The following is a 16,577-nucleotide window of genomic DNA, read 5'->3' as shown; positions in this document are numbered from 1 at the left end:
GCAGGTTGACTGGATTCGTTTAATCAATAAATCTCAAACAATATAGTTTATATGTTAACTATATCGCCGATGCTATCATCGACTTTCAGCATATCGTTGCTCTTGAATGAAAGGTTTGGTGCATGATCTCGGGTTATAAACCGCTGCTGTTGTTGCTGGGGTATCTGTTGGTGTCTTTGGTTCATGCTGAGGAGTCGACTCTGTGTATACAGTGTCACGCCAAGGAAACTGCGCAGTGGCAGCAGTCTCAGCATTCGGTTTCAATGCAAGTGGCTACAGCCGAGACGATACTGGGTAACTTCGTACAGGGTCATTTTACGGATGAAGGGTTGAAAGCCGACTTCTTCAGTGAAGACGGTGTTTACAAGATCAAATTGACCGAGGCTGATGACAGCCAGATCTGGCAGGTCAAATATGCTTTTGGCATTTATCCTCTGCAGCAATACCTGATTGATACAGGTGACGGGAAACTGCAGGCACTGAATATAGCCTGGGATACCAGGGATGCCGAAGAAGGGGGACAGCGCTGGTTTCGCCTGGATGACCCCGACCATCAGAGTCCCGGGAGCAGTTTGCACTGGCGTGGGGTTTACCAGAACTGGAACAGCATGTGCGCCGACTGTCACAGCACCGGTCTCATTAAGGGTTACCAGCCTGATACAGGCCGCTTTTCAACCCGTTTTGATCAGATCAGCGTCAGTTGCAGTGCCTGCCATAGTCGTGCACAGGCTCATGCTGCTGCGGCGGAGCAGGGGAAGAGTCTCCCCGCGGGTGAGGATCTTGCACCCAAGGGCAGCTGGGTACCCGGAACAAGGGACCGAAAGCCTCAGCATGTCGGCCCTGAATCATCCGCGGCGCAGATTGAAACCTGCGGGCGATGTCACTCGCTGCGTACCCGTTTGTCCGTGCAGCCGAATGGTCGTATGCATGACCAGTATGCGCTGACACGCCTGCATGCGCCTTTGTATTTCAATGATGGCCGCGTTCGTGACGAGGTTTTTGTGCTCGGCTCCTTCCTGCAGAGCAAAATGCACCGTGCCGGTGTTGTCTGTACCAACTGTCACAACCCGCATACCGCGAAGCCCATTCTAAAAGGCAACCAGCTCTGCAGTCAGTGCCACCAGAGCAGCGTTTTTGACAGTGCTGATCATCATCAACATGAGGAAGGTGGGCCCGGCAGTCAGTGTGTCGACTGTCATATGCCGGAACGTACCTACATGCAGGTCGATCCTCGCAGGGAACATAATTTTACCACCCCGAATCCTCGTGCAGCTCAGCGTGCGGAGAGTCCTGATCCCTGTCTGGCCTGTCATCAGGATGCTGATCGCCAATGGTCGATCAATCAGGTACAGCGCCTGTGGCCCGAACACGTTGAGCGGTCAGAATGGCTGGATGTGCAACAGGCTGAACTGCCGGCCATGGTTGCGTTTCTTGAGGATGGCCGTCAGGCAGACCTGCACCGCGCAACGTTGCTCGAGCAGCAGGGGGCGCGGTTGTCGGCCGCGGCGCCCAACGTAATTCTGCAGCATTTGCAGTCACCCAAAAGTCTTTTGCGAACCAGTGCCTGGAAAACGGCCGCCACTCTGGAGCCGACCTTACTGGTGCCCTATGCGGCTTTCGGCTTGGGGGATAGCTCACTGAGTGTTCGCCTGTCAGCCTTCGAAACCCTGCAGGGCATGAATGCTCTCCCGCGGGATGTGGGGGATGTACGTGAAGAGTATGAAGCCTATCTTGACCTGCAGGCCGATCGCCCCTCCGGGCGCACCTTGCGTGCACGTTATGCCATGTGGCAGGGGCAGATTGATTCGGCAGAGCGGGATTTGCGGCGGGCCATTGAGATGGATGACGCCTATGTTCCTGCATTCGTACTGCTGAGTGATATTTTACGAGGCCAGAGGCGCTTCGAGGAGGCCGTGATACTGCTCGGCAACGGTCTTGAAGCCCTGCCGGGCAACGCAACTCTACTGCACGTGAGAGGCCTTGCCCGGCTTCAACAGAAGCAGTTGCCCGAGGCATTGGGCGATCTCAAAGCGGCCTGGTCCGGCGCGCGAGACAATCCCGATTTCGGCTACCGTTATGGACTGGCTCTCTATCACACCGGGCATAAACAGCAGGCCCGCATCGTTTTTTCTGAACTCCAGCAGGCGTTTCCAGAGTATGCGGCAAGGGCCGGTTTGAGTGCTCTGATGAGAAACTAATCGGCTGTTTTGGCAGCGGATAGGGTTAATACTTAATATGTAAACCAAAAAGCGCATCCTGTTGCAACCTGTTACATCAATTAACATATTAACTAAATGTTTTTGTCTTTCTTGAGCTAGAGTTATCAGTGTTCGGGGGCGTTAGGCAGTGCTCCTGATGTAGCCCCCAACAATAATAAATGGCTGAGCCTCACGGCTGCATGGCAGTCGGTATGGCCCGGATAACAGTGGTAACCTGATGATGAATAGCAAGCTCCTTTCCCTTGCCATGGTGACGGCCGCTTCGGCCGCAAGCCTGACTTTCAGCCAGCAGCTGCAGGCTGCCTCCATTGACCCTCAAAAGCCCAATATCCTTGTTGTCGTTGCGGATGACCTGGGCTTTGCCGATCTTGGCAGTTTTGGTGGCGAGATTGAAACGCCAAATCTGGATGCTTTGGCACAATCCGGCGTACGAATGACCAACTTTCATACCGCACCCGCCTGCTCACCTACGCGTGCGGCCTTGCTGACCGGTGTCGATCCGCACAAGGCTGGTCTTGGCAATATGGCTGAAGAGATGGCGCCGAACCAGGAAGGTAAGCCAGGGTATGAGGGATATTTGAATAACCGTGTGGTTTCCCTGGCCACCTTGCTGAAGGACGCAGGGTACAACACCTACCTGAGTGGCAAGTGGCATCTGGGCAGAGGAGAGGGCAAGACCCCGGATGCCCGCGGCTTTGAACGCTCTTTCTCTCTGTTGGTGGGTGGTGCCAGCCATTGGCCTGATATGCGCCCGGCCTATGCGCCCACACCGGAGGCAAAAGCTCCCTACACAGAAGACGGGGTGCTGTTGACCCGCCTGCCGGACACTTTCAAGTATTCGTCCCAGTTTTACGCCGACAAGATGATCGAGTATATCGCGGCCGACAAGGATAACGGCGCGCCGTTCTTCGGCATGCTCAGCTTAACGGCTCCGCACTGGCCCCTGCAGGCTCCCGATGCTGCGATCGAGAAGTACAAGGGCCGTTATGACGCCGGTTTTGACGCACTTTTTGCCGAGCGTCTCCAAAAGCAGAAAGAAATGGGGCTGGTGCCGTCGAATGCCGAAGGTGCGCCTCGTCCGCCCAAAGGGCGAGCCTGGGACAGCCTGAGTGCGGAAGAGCAGAAGGTCGAAAAACGCGCAATGGAAGTGTATGCGGCGATGGTTGACGAGATGGATGTTCATACCGGCCGTGTATTTGACTACCTGAAACAGCACGGCCTTTACGAGAACACGGTCGTCGTGTTCCTGTCCGATAATGGTGCGGAAGGACATGATCTCGATGAAACCTGGCCTGCCGATCAGTTTCCGAAGATCCGCAAGACCATCGATGAGACAAACGACTTCAGTTACGAGCAGATGGGACGTCCCGGCTCCTATACCCTTTATGGACCCAACTGGGCTTGGGCTGGAGCTCCGGCCTTCAAGCTTCATAAGGGGTTCCCGACAGATGGTGGCACCCGCTCTATCGCAATTATCAAGGCCCCGGGTGTTCAAGCCAACGCGATCAACGACAGTCTTGCTGCGGTCGAGGATGTTACTCCTACTCTGTTGGAGCTGGCCGGGGTCAAACACCCGGGCGATGAGTACAAAGGCAGAGAAGTTGAGCCTGTTTCTGGGCTTTCGCTGATCCCGGTGCTGAACGGCAAAGCTGAAGCTGGCGAACGTGTGTTGGGTGGAGAACTCTTCGGCAAGCGTTTCATTCGTAAAGGGGACTGGAAGCTGGTGCATCTGTCCAAGCCCTGGGGAACGGACGAGTGGGCGCTTTACAACCTCAAGGATGATGTGGCTGAGCGCAACGATCTCAGTGCAGCAAACCCGCAGAAGCTTGCGGAGCTGAAACAGGTTTGGGAAGCCTATGCCGAGCAGAACAACGTGATTCTGCCGAGTTGGGTGAGCGGCTACTGATCCGGCTCATCGGGAGGGCGGAAGATCTGGCCTCCCGTTATTTCGGCCCCCTAACTGCAATCATTTCGAGTCGTTCAATATGAAAACAAAAATCATCAAAACAGCCGCTTTGGCGCCGGTCATTGGCACTCTTTTGGCGGCCCCGGCGGTCATGGCCCAGGATCACGATCTGTCCGTTACTTTCCGAACTCATTACGGGCAGGTTGATCGTCACTTTGGCCCCCAGGATAGTGAAGAGATGAGCCAGGCCATCCGTCTGGACTACCGTTCTCCCTATTTCAACGATCTCATTGGCTTCGATGGGTCCTTGTATGCCGTACTCAAATTGCATGCTGCCAAAAATACAGCCGGAATTCCTCTTCTGGATGAGGATGGGGACGGTTTCTCCAAGCTGGGTCAGGCGAATATCAAGTTGAAGCTGGGTGATGACTGGCATCTTCGTGCCGGGCGCATGCGCATCGTGTCCCCGTTGATGACGGATACAGATGGGCGTTCCGAGCCAAGCACGCGTCGTGCGATCAAGCTGGACGGTTCCATTGCCGGTGTGAGCCTGTACGGTATCTATTCGGATGAAGTGTCCACCACAGGCGAGAACACTTTCAAGGAATACACAGCGGACGGTGATGCAGTCTCCATTCTGGGTGGCTCCTATGAATTCGAAAACGGCCTGGCCCTGCACCTGTCACACGGTCATTTGGCGGACGCCAAGCGCCAGACGTTCATCAATGCCAGTTATGGCATGCCGTTGGGTGATGGCACGTTGCTGTTCGATGCCTACCACTACATGGCCAAGGAAGTCGGTGATGGTTCCAATCTGGCGGATGATCCCGGTGCAGATGGTGAACTGGATACCTACCTGAGCAACCTGGCGGTCGCTTACAAGCAGGGAGACCTGAAATATACCCTGTCCTGGCAGACGGTTGGGGATGACCTTTATGAACCCAGCTGGGATGGCTTCAATAATGATCGTTCCGTACTCTGGTCATGGAACTCGGTACAGATTCTGGACTTCTACAATGCCAACCAGGACTCCTGGCAGGCTCGAGTGGACTACAGCTCTTCTGCAGTACCCGGGTTGAGCATGATGGGACGCTACACCGAGGGCGACTACACCCAGGGTGGGGTTCGTTATGAGGACAGCGAATTCGACTTTGAGACCAAGTACGTTTTGCAGACCGGGCCGCTCAAGGATCTCAGTTTCCAGCTGCGCTATGCCGATGTCGAGATCGGTGGCGTGGGTGACCTGGAAGACATCCGCGTGATTGCCGAGTACACAAAAACCTTCTTCTAGAAAGGAGGGCTGTGCCCCGGCCAGCCGGGGCGCGGCTGTGTTACATGCTGTTACAAACTGCCACAAGTTCCTACATCCAGTGCGTAACTGGTTTACAGCCGTGTTCTATGCTTAGACAGATAGGAATAACAGCACTCAGGCAGTTTCAGGCATTCAGCTGATCGGCCTGCCATTCTTGAGGGATAATGCCCATGAAAAAACAGATCGTACGTCGTACTTCCGGATACCTGCTGAGCGCAGCTGTGGCAGCAGCCATTGCCGCTCCAGCCTCGGCTTACAACCTTTACTCTCAGGACGGCTCAGAGCTGAACCTGGATATCGAAGCTGTCTTTGGCGTGTTCTCCAGCGAGGAGAACTATCTGCTGGATGGCGATACAGGTGGTGCCGATTGGCGTGAAGGTTACATCAAATACGGTCTGTCGGGCAGCCATGCCTACGCTGAGTCCGGTGCCAGCGTATATGCAGGTCTGAACCTGATCAGCTCGGCTACCTGGGGTGATGGCGACGCCGGCGGTTTTACGTCCGGTAACGAGAGTGAAACCGACCTTGAAGATGCTTACGTCGGCTGGCGCTCCGGTAACCTGATTCCGGCACTGGGTCAGGATGGTCTGGATATCTCCTTTGGTCGTCAGCAGTTTGCCATCGGTGACGGCTTCCTGATCAACGGTGATTCTCTGAATGCTGGTCAGGGTATAAGTGATGTTTTGGGAGAAGATCTTGATCGCGGTGGTGCCTATTGGCTGGCGGCGCGCAAGGCCTTTGATCGTACCGCGATTGTCCGTCTGGGTGGTTCTGAAGGCCTGCGAGGCGACCTTTTCTGGCTTGAATCCGACAACAGGATTCAGGCTGAGATGGAGCTGGCGGGGATCAATGTCGAGTATGTGATGCCGGAAGGCACGATTGGGGCGACTTACATCGAAGGTTTGGAGGTTAATGACCAGCTGGCAAATCTTCTCGACTATACCTATCGTGACGGCCAGCAGACAGTCAGTCTGCGCTATCAGGGTAATGCAGGCGTCGAAAACCTGTTCCTGTCCGGTGAGTTCGTCACTCAGGATCAGGGCGACGCTACCGGTACTGACGCCGATGCCTGGTACGTTGAAGCCGGCTGGACCTTTGCTGATCTGCCCTGGTCACCGAGCGTGAACTATCGCTACTCAACCTTTGATGCCGGCTTCGATCCGCTGTTCTTCGGTTTCAGCCGTGGTTATGGCACCTGGTTCCAGGGTGAAGTCGCTGCCAACTATGCCGGTCCGTTCAACTCTGCTGCTGATGTGCACCACATTGGTATCAAGGCTTCTCCGACCGAAATGCTCAGCATTGGTGCGCTGTTCTTTGACTTCAGCGACGCGGCTAACCCGTTCACTGGCGATGCTGGCGGTGTTAACGGTCAGGAAATCGACCTCTATGCCGAGTGGGTCGTGACCCCGAACCTGATTGTCAGCCCGTTGATCGGTTTCTATTCGCCGGACAACAGCGCCGCTAATGGTGGTACTCAGGTTGGCAATGACGACACCAATGTCTACGCACAGATGATTGCCATCGTGCCGTTCTGATTTGACTAAGCGTTAACCCGGGGCTGTCGGCAGCGGACGCCGGCAGCACCCATTATGAACTAAGGATCCCGAGATGCAGACGGTATCGACTCTTTTTATCAATGGTCAGGCGGTCGCCGGTGAGCGTGAAGCCTTTCCGGTGATCAATCCGGCAACAGGCGACGCTTTTGCACACTGTCCTGCCGCTTCTCCGGAACAGGTGGATGCCGCCGTTGCTGCGGCTCGCGCCGCATTCAAAACCTTCCAGCATACCCCCGATGCTGAACTCAAGGCGATGTTGCATCGCATTGCGGATCTGATCGAGGCGAATGCGGACGAGCTGGCACAACTGGTCACTCTGGAGCAGGGTAAGCCGTTGGCACTGGCACAGATGGAAGTGGGTGGCGCTATCAACTGGACACGCTATACCGCCGATCTGGATATTCCGGTGAAAGTTATCGAAGACAGTGAGGCCCGCCTCGCCGAACTTCACCACAAGCCTCTGGGTGTCGTGGGCTCCATCACGCCCTGGAACTGGCCATTGATGATCGCGGTATGGCACATCATGCCGGCCATCCGTACGGGTAACACTGTTGTCTCCAAGCCGTCTTCGTTCACGCCGTTCAGCACCCTGAAACTGATTGAGCTGATCAATCAGGTCGTGCCGGCGGGCGTGATCAACATCGTGACGGGTGAGGGCGGTATTGGTCGTGCGATGACACAGCATATGGGTATCAACAAGATTGTCTTCACCGGCTCCACTCCGACCGGGCAGGACATCATGCGCAAGGCTGCCGATAACCTTAAACGCCTGACGCTGGAGCTTGGCGGCAATGATGCCGGTATCCTGCTGCCGGATGCCGATCTTGATCGTGCGCTTCCGGGCATTTTCCAGACCGCTTTCCTCAACATGGGACAGACGTGTGCCGCGCTCAAGCGTCTTTATGTGCACGAGTCTCAGTATGAAGAGGTGTGTCAGCGCTTGAGCGCCATCGCCAACGAACAGGTGGTCGGTAACGGCCTGGAAGCTGGCGTGACCTTTGGTCCGGTACAGAACAAGGCCCAGCTGGACCTGGTGATTGAGCTGGTTGAAGACGCCAAGGCCAACGGGGCACGTGTGCTCTGTGGTGGTGAGGCTCAGGCCGGTAACGGCTACTTCTACCCGCCGACCATTGTAGCAGGCGTCAGCAATGGCGTGCGTCTGGTCGACGAGGAGCAGTTTGGCCCCGTCTTGCCGGTAATTGTTTACAAGGATCTTGAAGACGCGATTGCCATGGCCAACGACAACGTCAACGGTCTTGGTGGATCCGTATGGGGATCGGATATTGAAAAGGCGCGTTCCGTGGCGACGCGTCTTGAGAGCGGTACTGCCTGGATCAACAACCACGCAGAAGTCCTGCCCCACTGCCCCTTCGGTGGATGCAAGATGTCGGGTGTGGGTGTTGAATTTGGCGAAGAAGGTCTGCTCGAGTACACCCAGCCACAATTGCTCAGCATCAGCCGCGGCTGATCACTGCATCATCTCACTTTCCAGTCTGTGCTACGGAAGTGCTTGCCGGGGCTTGTGCCCCGGCTTTTTTGTTACTGGCGTAACAGTTATTACACTTTTTTGCTGCACTCATTAGAATGTCCCTGTCACGCCAATAGAAACCGGGGGCCAGGATGACAACCGCTGATCCAAATGATGTCTACTCTTCAGCCTCCACACGCTGGTTGGCACTGATCAGTATCTGTGTTGCGACCTTCCTGATGCCGATGAGCATGTCGGCGGTTAATGTGGCCCTGCCAGCCATTGCGGCAGATCTGCGGGCCGACGCGGTACTGGTCAGTTGGATTCCGACCATGAACCTGCTGGGCGCTATCGCACTCCAGCTGCCGGCCGGTCGCATTGCCGACATGATCGGTCGCAAGAAGGTGTTTTTGTGCGGGCTGTTGCTGTTTGCACTGAGTTCTCTCGTCGTAATATGGGTCAGCCATATTGGCTGGCTGCTGTTGATGCGCCTGCTACAGGGCATTGGAGGTGCCATGGTGTTCGGCACCGGCATGGCAATTGTGTCCCAGGTGTTTGCCCAGCACGGGCGGGGGATGGCGCTTGGTTTGACCTCAACATCTGTTTACCTTGGATTGACCTGCGGTCCACCCATCGGAGGCTGGTTGACTGAGTGGTGGAACTGGCATGCCGTCTTTGTTGCCCCCTTGCCACTGACGGTGCTCTGCGCGGTGCTGGTGGCCATTCATGTTCGTGAAACCCAGCGGCAGCATGATCAAAAGCTGGACTGGGTTGGCAGCCTGCTGTTTATTGTCGCTTCGAGTCTCTTGTTTGTTGGGCTTTCTGAACTGCCCGGGCTGATGGGCGGTCTGCTGGCATTAACCGGATTACTGTTGCTGGCGGGTTTTATCTACCAGCAGGAACACTGCCCCTATCCGTTGATCCGGCCACGCAGAATGGTGCAGAACCTGACCTTCTTTCGCTCCATACAGGCCAGTTTTCTCATGTATGCAGCCAACTATCCCTTGCAGTTCCTGCTGAGCCTTTACCTGCAGTATATCCGCGGACTTTCTCCGGCGGAGGCCGGGCAGTTGATGCTGTTGCAGGCCATGATGATGGCAATACTGGCACCTTTGGCCGGGCGCTTGTCGGATCGTATGGAACCCCGTATCCCGGCCACCCTGGGGTGTGTGCTGTTTGCCATTGGATTTCTGATTCTTGCGCTGCTGGACCAGCAGAGTGGCCTGACCCAGGTTGTGATTGCGCTGCTGGTGATGGGAACCGGATTTGGGCTGTTTTCCTCGCCCAATAACAACGGTGCCCTGAGCGTCGTGCCTCATGACAAACTGAGTATTGCCTCCTCCTTGCTCAATATCTCGCGCACGCTTGGCAATATGCTGGGCATGGCGGTTGTGGTGTTCCTCTTTAACCTGCTGATCGGCAACGCTCAGCTGGTGCCGGAACAGTTTCCTGCGCTGATGCGCTTGCTGGAGATCGCCTTCATACTTTGTAGCGGCTACGCGCTGATCGCGGCCTGGAGATCCTGGTCAAGAGGCAAGGTGCGTTCGAGCTAAAGAAAGGCTTTACGGAGAGGGTTTTCATTGCGCCTGAAGTCATGACTGTTCCCGGTAAAGCCGGGAACAGTCATGCTTTGTGAGGCACCCGCAAAGGGGGGCGCAGGGGTATCAGAAATTGAAATTGATACCCACGTTCAGCTGGTTGGAGTCCTCAACGCCGTAGAGACTGCCGTCCCAGGCCATGAATTCAGCCCATACCAGCACTTTCTCGTGCAGGGTGCGCTGGTACGCCAGGATGGCAGCCGTAAAGTCCCCGCTATTGTCGTCGGCGGAGAATTCGGACAGGCCAAGGGTGTACAGGTTCTTGCCGGACGGGATGCCGAGGATCGCATCGATACCCTTGCCGGCGTTTTCTCGATCCAGGTAAGCGCCGTTGATATAGAATCCTTCACCCGAATAGTAGGCTGACAGACCATAGAGGTCATCGCCTCCCTCGGTGCCTGTGTATGCGGCTCCCAAAGTCAGGTTGCCGGTACTGTAGGTGGCACCCAGCTGAGTCTGTTCCTGATGGGTGTTGTCTTCGTCGTCGACCTGATACAGAGCTTTCAGCTTGACGCCATTCAGATCGGGGCTGCTGTAATAGACGGACTCACGGACTCTCAGAACGCCATCCAGTGTGTAGTAGACCGGTGCCGAATTCCACCACATGTAGTCGGCGGCGACGCCAACCGCTTCGTAGAAGGGAGAGTCGACCTTGCCCAGGGCAAGCGTGCCATAGCGGGTGTCGGTAAGACCGATATGCCCATAGCGCATGTCGCCAACGGTGTCGCCATCGTTACCCAGATCCAGTGCGACTTCATACTTGGCAAAGGCACTCAGATATTCGTCGAGCGCGTAAGCGCCCTTGATGCCAACACGTGAGGACGCATCCTTGTACTCGGTGTCGTCACTGTCTTTTTTCTGTTCCAGCATGATGCGCAGGCTGCCATAGACATCAATACCGGTGTCGGCGATGGGTACGGCGCAGGCAGGAGCAGCGGTTGCCAACAAAGTACATGCAGCGAGTAGTTTCTTCATTTGGTCATCTTTCCAATTGTTATTATGGTATTTCGGTGAGCGATTTCGCTCGCATGAGCTCTTGCAGGAAGGGGAGGCCGCAAGAACTCATGCGCGAGGCCGAATGCGGCCTCAGGTTGACTTCCGGGTCAGGCGCGAATGATGTCCGCAATTGCCTGGCCCAGTTCTTGAGTGCTGGCGTTGCCACCCATGTCGCGAGTCAGGGCGAGCTGGTCCCGAATGACGGTTTCGATGGCACCCATGATGGTGTCATGCATGTCATCGCATCCGAGGTGCTGCATCATCATGGCCGCGGCCCAGACGGTGCCGATCGGGTTGGCAATGTTCTGGCCGGCAATATCCGGTGCCGAACCGTGGACAGGTTCGAACATGGAGGGGAACTCTTTCTCCGGATTGATGTTGGCAGAGGGCGCAATGGCGATGGTCCCGGTACAGGCCGGACCAAGGTCGGACAGGATGTCACCGAACAGGTTGGAGCCCACAATCACGTCGTAGAATTCGGGCATGCGCACCAGATTGGCCGTGAAGATGTCGATATGGAACTGGTCCACCTTCACGTCTGGATAGCGTTCAGCCATTGCTTCCACGCGGCTGTCCCAGTAGGGCATGGAGTGGAACAGGCCGTTTGACTTGGTGGCCGAGCTCAGATGTTTCTTGTCACGTGACTGAGCAAGATCAAAGGCGTATTTCAGAATACGGTCTGTGCCCTTGCGGGTGAAAATGCTCTGCTGGGAGACCACTTCGTCGTCAGTACCTTCATACTGGATCCCGCCAATGTTGGAATATTCACCCTCGACATTCTCACGTACTACGTAGAAATCGATATCGCCGGCCTGCTTGTTGGCCAGGGGGGACTGCAAGCCTTCGAACAATCGCACTGGGCGCAGGTTGACGTACTGGTTGAAGGCGCGGCGGATCGGCAGCAGCAGGCCCCACAAAGAGATATGATCGGGTACACCGGGGAAGCCAACTGCCCCCAGGAAGATGGAATCGAACTGTTTCAGCTGATCCAGGCCATCTTCAGGCATCATACGGCCGGTGCGATGGTAGGTTTCGCAAGACCAGTCGAAATGGGTGAAGTTCAGCTCAACGCCGTGCTTGGCCGCCGCGGCTTCCAGCGCCTTGATACCTTCAGGGATGACTTCGGTGCCGATACCGTCTCCGGGAATGACGGCGATGTTGAATTGTGACATTGGCTACACCTTTTATTGTCTTAATGGGCAACTTGGTAAACCAGTTTAAGCATTACTCTGATAAGATGTAGGCACGAAGTGTAATCTGTGGGTTTACAGAACGTGGACAAGCTTCCTGCGCTTGAAGATATCAAGGTTTTCGTTACCGCGGCCCGTGTCATGAGCTTTGCAAGGGCGGCAGAACAGTTGATGGTTTCGCCGGCCTACATTTCGAAGCGTATTAAACTGCTCGAGGAAAACCTTGGGTTTACGCTTTTTTACCGTTCGGCCAGGTCGATTAACCTGACGCTCGAGGGTGAAATCGTGCTGCGTACAGGCACCCAGATGTTGCAGGATCTCGATGGCATGATGGATGAGCTGCTGGCCTGTCGTCAGGAAACCCGTGGTCTGCTCCGTATCAGCTGCAGTACCGGTTTCGGAACTGAATTCCTCAACCCGTTTATTCTCTCGCTGCGGGACCGTTACCCCTTGCTGGGAATCGACCTTCGACTGGTCGATCGCAGCGTGGACATCGTGACCGAGAATGTGGACCTTGATATCTGTCTGGGCGGCAACATTCCGGAACAGTTCATTGCCCGCAAGCTGGCACCCAATTATCGGGTGTTCTGTGCCTCGCCTCATTATCTCGAAAAGCATGGTTGCCCCTTACATCCCCGAGACCTCGAGCATGCACATGCCTGTATTTCAATTCGCGAGCGTAATCATAGCCCGGCCTCATGGAAGATCGAGCGAGGTCAGGAGCGGCTCACGGTGATCCCCAACAGTCAGCTGAGCGTCAACAACGGTAATGTCGCCAAAGAGTGGTGTCTCAAGGGAGAGGGTATCCTGCTGCGCTCGATTTGGAGCATTCGCAAAGAGTTGGCAGAAGGCAAGTTGATACAGGTCTTGCCTGAATGGCAGCAGCCCGCCGATGTCTTTGCCGTTTACACGCGGCAAATGGGGACGAGTGCCAACCTGAAAGTATTCATTGAGCAACTGGAGCTGTATCTGAAGCAGCAGATGGCTTGAGCCCCAAAGGAGAAAGAAAAAAGGATATGAGTGGAGAAGAGTTCGGCAAACGGTTGCTTGCGCTTCTGAAGGAGCGAAAGTTCAGTCAGATCAAGGTGGCCAAGGCGCTTGGAGTGTCACGCACGGCGGTCAACAAGTGGACCAAGGGCGGCATGATCGATGACAACAACCTGGAAAACCTGGCCGGCTTCCTGAACGTCGACAAGATTTGGCTCAAGTACGGGGAGTACGTTGGCGGTAACGGTGACTCGGGACGCGAAGGGCGGAATATCAACGAAGTACATATGCAGGAAAACGTTGAGATCGTGACCTGGGAATGGGATCTGTTGACTGGAGAAGTCACCTATTCCGACAACGTGGAATCGGTTTACGGCGTCAAGATCGCCAGCAACGACGATTTCTGGTCCTTGATGAGTGAGGAGTCCAGAGACAAGCTGACCAAGGGCTATGAGCAGATCATGCGTGAGGGCGGTGCCCATGAGATGGACTTCCGTGTCGGACATGATGGGCAGTATCGCTGGATTACATCGCGGGCGACCGGGGTAAAAGGGCCCAACGGCAAGGTGACCAAACTGGTCGGTATCAGTATGGACAACACCGAGCGCAAAACAGCAGAGTTGCACCTTCGGGGTATCAACCGCCTGTTTCGTGCACTTCTTGCACACATGGGGTGTCTGGTCGTGTTCACGGATGTGGCAGGCGAAATTCTGGCGACCAACCATGAAACCCGTGCGGAAAAGATCGGTTATCTCGAGCTTCAGTCACTGTTGTATCAATTCGTGCTGAAGAATGGGGAGCTGCTTGATCAGCTGAAGGCACAGGGGAGTGTTAAAACACGCTTTCAGGGCAGGAAAATGGCCGTGCATTATCATGAAGACGAGCAGGCACAGCCATTTCTGATGTTCGAGTTCGAGTAATCAGAGATCCAGTACCAGGCGTTTACCCTTGGCGCGGGATACACAGATCATCATGGTTTCCTGCGCTGCCTGCTCATCTTCGTCCAGATAGTGATCGCGGTGGTCGGCTTCACCTTCCAGAATGGTCGTTTCACAGGTGCCACAGACGCCGTTGCGGCACAGGCACTCGATGCTGACGCGCTTGTCTGCCTCGATTGCCTGAAGTATGGACTCGCCTTCTCCAACCTGAAGGCTGAAGCCTGAGCGATGGAAGTGCACCTCAAACGCATCACCGTTGCTGGCGACTTCGCCGAAGTTCTCAAAGTGTGTACGTGCCTCGCCCAGCACGCGGTTGCCGTTGGCGATAACGTCATCAATCAGAGGCTGAGGGCCGCACACGTAGACGTGGCTTTCGGCCGGCAGCTGCTCGATCAATGGGCCGACAGACAGGCGCTCTGATTTGACGTTATCGTAGGTGAACAGTCGGTCACCCAGGCGTTCCCGGAGTTCCTCGACAAACGCAGCGTTGGCACCATCTCTGAAGCTGTAGTGCAGTTCAAAGTCCAGTCCCTTTTCTTCCAGTTCATACAGGTATGAGAGGAAGGGGGTGATGCCGATACCACCGGCAATCAGGACATGCTTACTGGTGTCGTCATGAACCAGAGGGAAAAAATTCTCCGCCGGTGACAGCTGCAGCGTGTCGCCCTCAGATACACGCTGATGCATATAGGCCGAACCGCCACGGGAGTTCTCATCCAGCAGCACGGCGATGCTGTAGCGATCAGCCTGTTGAGGGTTACTGGTCAGCGAATAGGCCCGGCGGATACCGACCTCGTCCATGTGAACGCTGACGTGGCTGCCCGCAGTGAACGTCCCCAGATCATCATTCGGAGCGGTGAACTCGAACTGCTTGATGTTGGGTGTCAGTTGTTCGACGCGGCTGACTGTGACGGTAATTTTGTTCTGATTCATGACGCATTCTCACTCGTTGTAACTCAGGCGATGTCGACGCAGAGGTATTTCACCTTCAGGTAGTCTTCAATGCCGTAACGCGAACCTTCCTTGCCCAGACCTGACTGCTTGACGCCACCAAATGGAGCTACCTCGTTGGATATGATTCCGGTATTGATGCCGACCATGCCGCTTTCCAGTTTTTCGGCAACACGATAGACACGGCGCACATCATTGCTGAAGAAATAAGCGGCCAGGCCGTAGATGGTGTTGTTGGCATGGTGCAGGACTTCTTCTTCAGTCTCGAAACGGATCAGTGTCGCGATCGGGCCAAAGATCTCATCGTTGGCGATGTCCATGGAATGATCCACGCCGGTCAGTACTTTGGGGTTGAAGTACTGGCCGTGTTCCTCGATCTCGTTACCCAGGGTGATCAGCCTGGCACCTTTGGTCAGGGCGTCGTCAAGCAGGGCCTGCATGCCTTCGATGGCGCGGCCGGTAATCATGGGGCCGATGTCGGTATCGGCGTCCAGTCCGTTACCCACCTTCAGCTTGGCAACGGCAGCGGTGAATTTCTCCAGGAACTCGTCATAGACGGCGTTGTGGACATAGAAACGGTTGACGCAAACGCAGGTTTGGCCGCCGTTACGGAACTTGGCTATCACGCCACTGGCGACAGCCTTGTCGATATCCGCATCGTCAAACACGATGAACGGTGCGTTACCGCCCAGTTCAAGCGAGGTTTTCTTGATCGTAGGAGCGCACTGTTCGTACAGTGTGCGACCGACCGGAGTCGAGCCGGTAAAGGAAAACTTGCTGATCATCGGATGCTGGGTCAACTGCTCGCCCAATACACGGGACGCACCGGTCACGATATTGAAGACACCGGCAGGAATGCCTGCCTGATCGGCCAGCTCAGCCAGGGCCAGGGCCGTGAACGGTGTTTCTGAAGCGGGCTTGATGATGATGCTGCAGCCGGCGGCCAGTGCCGGAGCGGCCTTGCGGGTAATCATTGCAGCCGGGAAGTTCCAGGGTGTAATCGCACTGCAGACACCGACCGGTTGCTTGATGGTGGTCAGGCGGTTGGTGCTGACGGTCTGCGGGATGGTTTCACCGTAGATACGCTTACCTTCTTCGGCGAACCACTCGATAAAGGAAGCGGCATAACGAATCTCGCCCTTGGCTTCGTGCAGCGGTTTGCCCTGCTCCAGGGTCATGATGAGGCCAAGGTCATCAATGTTGGCTTCGATCAGATCAAACCAGCGACGCATAATCTGCGCGCGTTCCTTAGCGGTGCGTGCTGCCCAGGCCGGCATGGCGGCATGGGCCTGCTCGATAGCCGTCTCTACCTGTGCAACGCTCAGGCTGGGTACGGTGCCCAGACGTTCGCCGCTGGCCGGGTTGGTGACATCAATGTTGGTTTCCGCCTCTACCCACTGGCCGTTGATATAGCAGGCTTGGCGGAAGAGTGAAGGGGATGTGAGGGTGTTCATGG

General features: G+C 55.7%; 12 protein-coding genes. 8 read left to right on the top strand and 4 right to left on the bottom strand.

The annotated features are described in order from the left end of the window. Nucleotides 1-122: 122 nt before the first annotated feature. The 6 genes from LN244_RS09970 to LN244_RS09945 all read left to right on the top strand — a co-directional run bounded on the left by LN244_RS09970 (nucleotide 123) and on the right by LN244_RS09945 (nucleotide 10,014). Nucleotides 123-2,198 carry a cytochrome c3 family protein gene (locus tag LN244_RS09970; RefSeq protein WP_239039641.1) on the top strand — a complete coding sequence of 692 codons (2,076 nt, stop codon included), beginning with the start codon at nucleotides 123-125 and terminating at the stop codon, nucleotides 2,196-2,198. 241 nt (nucleotides 2,199-2,439) lie between these two features. Further along, nucleotides 2,440-4,125 carry an arylsulfatase gene (locus LN244_RS09965; RefSeq protein ID WP_239039640.1) on the top strand — a complete coding sequence of 562 codons (1,686 nt, stop codon included), beginning with the start codon at nucleotides 2,440-2,442 and terminating at the stop codon, nucleotides 4,123-4,125. Between the two features lie 79 nt (nucleotides 4,126-4,204). Next, nucleotides 4,205-5,416, top strand: coding sequence for an OprD family outer membrane porin (locus LN244_RS09960; protein WP_239039639.1), 1,212 nt, complete (start codon nucleotides 4,205-4,207; stop codon nucleotides 5,414-5,416). Nucleotides 5,417-5,607: 191 nt separating this feature from the next. Next, nucleotides 5,608-6,972 (top strand): alginate export family protein, encoded by a 1,365-nt coding sequence (locus tag LN244_RS09955; protein WP_239039638.1) that lies wholly within the window; start codon nucleotides 5,608-5,610, stop codon nucleotides 6,970-6,972. 73 nt (nucleotides 6,973-7,045) lie between these two features. Then, nucleotides 7,046-8,461 carry an aldehyde dehydrogenase family protein gene (locus LN244_RS09950; RefSeq protein ID WP_239039637.1) on the top strand — a complete coding sequence of 472 codons (1,416 nt, stop codon included), beginning with the start codon at nucleotides 7,046-7,048 and terminating at the stop codon, nucleotides 8,459-8,461. 152 nt (nucleotides 8,462-8,613) lie between these two features. Continuing rightward, nucleotides 8,614-10,014, top strand: a complete 1,401-nt coding sequence (locus LN244_RS09945; protein WP_239039636.1) for an MFS transporter — start codon at nucleotides 8,614-8,616, stop codon at nucleotides 10,012-10,014. Nucleotides 10,015-10,125: 111 nt separating this feature from the next. Here the strand turns inward: LN244_RS09945 and LN244_RS09940 are convergent, their stop codons facing one another. Continuing rightward, nucleotides 10,126-11,034: a porin gene (locus tag LN244_RS09940; protein ID WP_239039635.1), complete on the bottom strand. Its 909-nt coding sequence runs from the start codon at nucleotides 11,032-11,034 to the stop codon at nucleotides 10,126-10,128. Between the two features lie 128 nt (nucleotides 11,035-11,162). Further along, a complete protein-coding gene (locus tag LN244_RS09935) occupies nucleotides 11,163-12,227 on the bottom strand; it encodes a tartrate dehydrogenase (protein WP_239039634.1) in 1,065 nt (354 codons plus the stop codon). Nucleotides 12,228-12,329: 102 nt separating this feature from the next. On the opposite strand from LN244_RS09935, the gene LN244_RS09930 reads away from it, so the two are divergent. Together LN244_RS09930 and LN244_RS09925 are read left to right on the top strand one after the other, a co-directional pair. Then, nucleotides 12,330-13,235, top strand: a complete 906-nt coding sequence (locus LN244_RS09930; RefSeq protein WP_239039633.1) for a LysR substrate-binding domain-containing protein — start codon at nucleotides 12,330-12,332, stop codon at nucleotides 13,233-13,235. A 26-nt stretch (nucleotides 13,236-13,261) separates the two neighbouring features. Beyond that, nucleotides 13,262-14,152: a helix-turn-helix domain-containing protein gene (locus LN244_RS09925; protein ID WP_239039632.1), complete on the top strand. Its 891-nt coding sequence runs from the start codon at nucleotides 13,262-13,264 to the stop codon at nucleotides 14,150-14,152. On the opposite strand, the gene LN244_RS09920 is transcribed toward LN244_RS09925, so the two are convergent. Next, nucleotides 14,153-15,103, bottom strand: a complete 951-nt coding sequence (locus LN244_RS09920; protein ID WP_239039631.1) for a PDR/VanB family oxidoreductase — start codon at nucleotides 15,101-15,103, stop codon at nucleotides 14,153-14,155. It abuts the gene before it with no gap. Between the two features lie 23 nt (nucleotides 15,104-15,126). After that, nucleotides 15,127-16,575 carry an NAD-dependent succinate-semialdehyde dehydrogenase gene (locus LN244_RS09915; RefSeq protein WP_239039630.1) on the bottom strand — a complete coding sequence of 483 codons (1,449 nt, stop codon included), beginning with the start codon at nucleotides 16,573-16,575 and terminating at the stop codon, nucleotides 15,127-15,129. Nucleotides 16,576-16,577 lie beyond the last annotated feature (2 nt).

This window comes from Marinobacterium sediminicola, from assembly GCF_022343685.1.
GTDB classification, from domain to species: Bacteria; Pseudomonadota; Gammaproteobacteria; order Pseudomonadales; family Balneatricaceae; genus Marinobacterium; species Marinobacterium sediminicola.
The sequence above is the reverse complement of the archived record's forward strand: the minus strand, read 5'-3'. Positions and strand labels throughout refer to the sequence as shown.

Coding starts and splice junctions, on each gene's coding strand:
- LN244_RS09945 (WP_239039636.1), top strand. CDS start 8,614: ATGACAACCGCTGATCCAAATGATGTCTACTCTTCAGCCTCCACACGC.
- LN244_RS09950 (WP_239039637.1), top strand. CDS start 7,046: ATGCAGACGGTATCGACTCTTTTTATCAATGGTCAGGCGGTCGCCGGT.
- LN244_RS09915 (WP_239039630.1), bottom strand. CDS start 16,575: ATGAACACCCTCACATCCCCTTCACTCTTCCGCCAAGCCTGCTATATC.
- LN244_RS09920 (WP_239039631.1), bottom strand. CDS start 15,103: ATGAATCAGAACAAAATTACCGTCACAGTCAGCCGCGTCGAACAACTG.
- LN244_RS09970 (WP_239039641.1), top strand. CDS start 123: ATGATCTCGGGTTATAAACCGCTGCTGTTGTTGCTGGGGTATCTGTTG.
- LN244_RS09935 (WP_239039634.1), bottom strand. CDS start 12,227: ATGTCACAATTCAACATCGCCGTCATTCCCGGAGACGGTATCGGCACC.
- LN244_RS09955 (WP_239039638.1), top strand. CDS start 5,608: ATGAAAAAACAGATCGTACGTCGTACTTCCGGATACCTGCTGAGCGCA.
- LN244_RS09960 (WP_239039639.1), top strand. CDS start 4,205: ATGAAAACAAAAATCATCAAAACAGCCGCTTTGGCGCCGGTCATTGGC.
- LN244_RS09925 (WP_239039632.1), top strand. CDS start 13,262: ATGAGTGGAGAAGAGTTCGGCAAACGGTTGCTTGCGCTTCTGAAGGAG.
- LN244_RS09940 (WP_239039635.1), bottom strand. CDS start 11,034: ATGAAGAAACTACTCGCTGCATGTACTTTGTTGGCAACCGCTGCTCCT.
- LN244_RS09965 (WP_239039640.1), top strand. CDS start 2,440: ATGAATAGCAAGCTCCTTTCCCTTGCCATGGTGACGGCCGCTTCGGCC.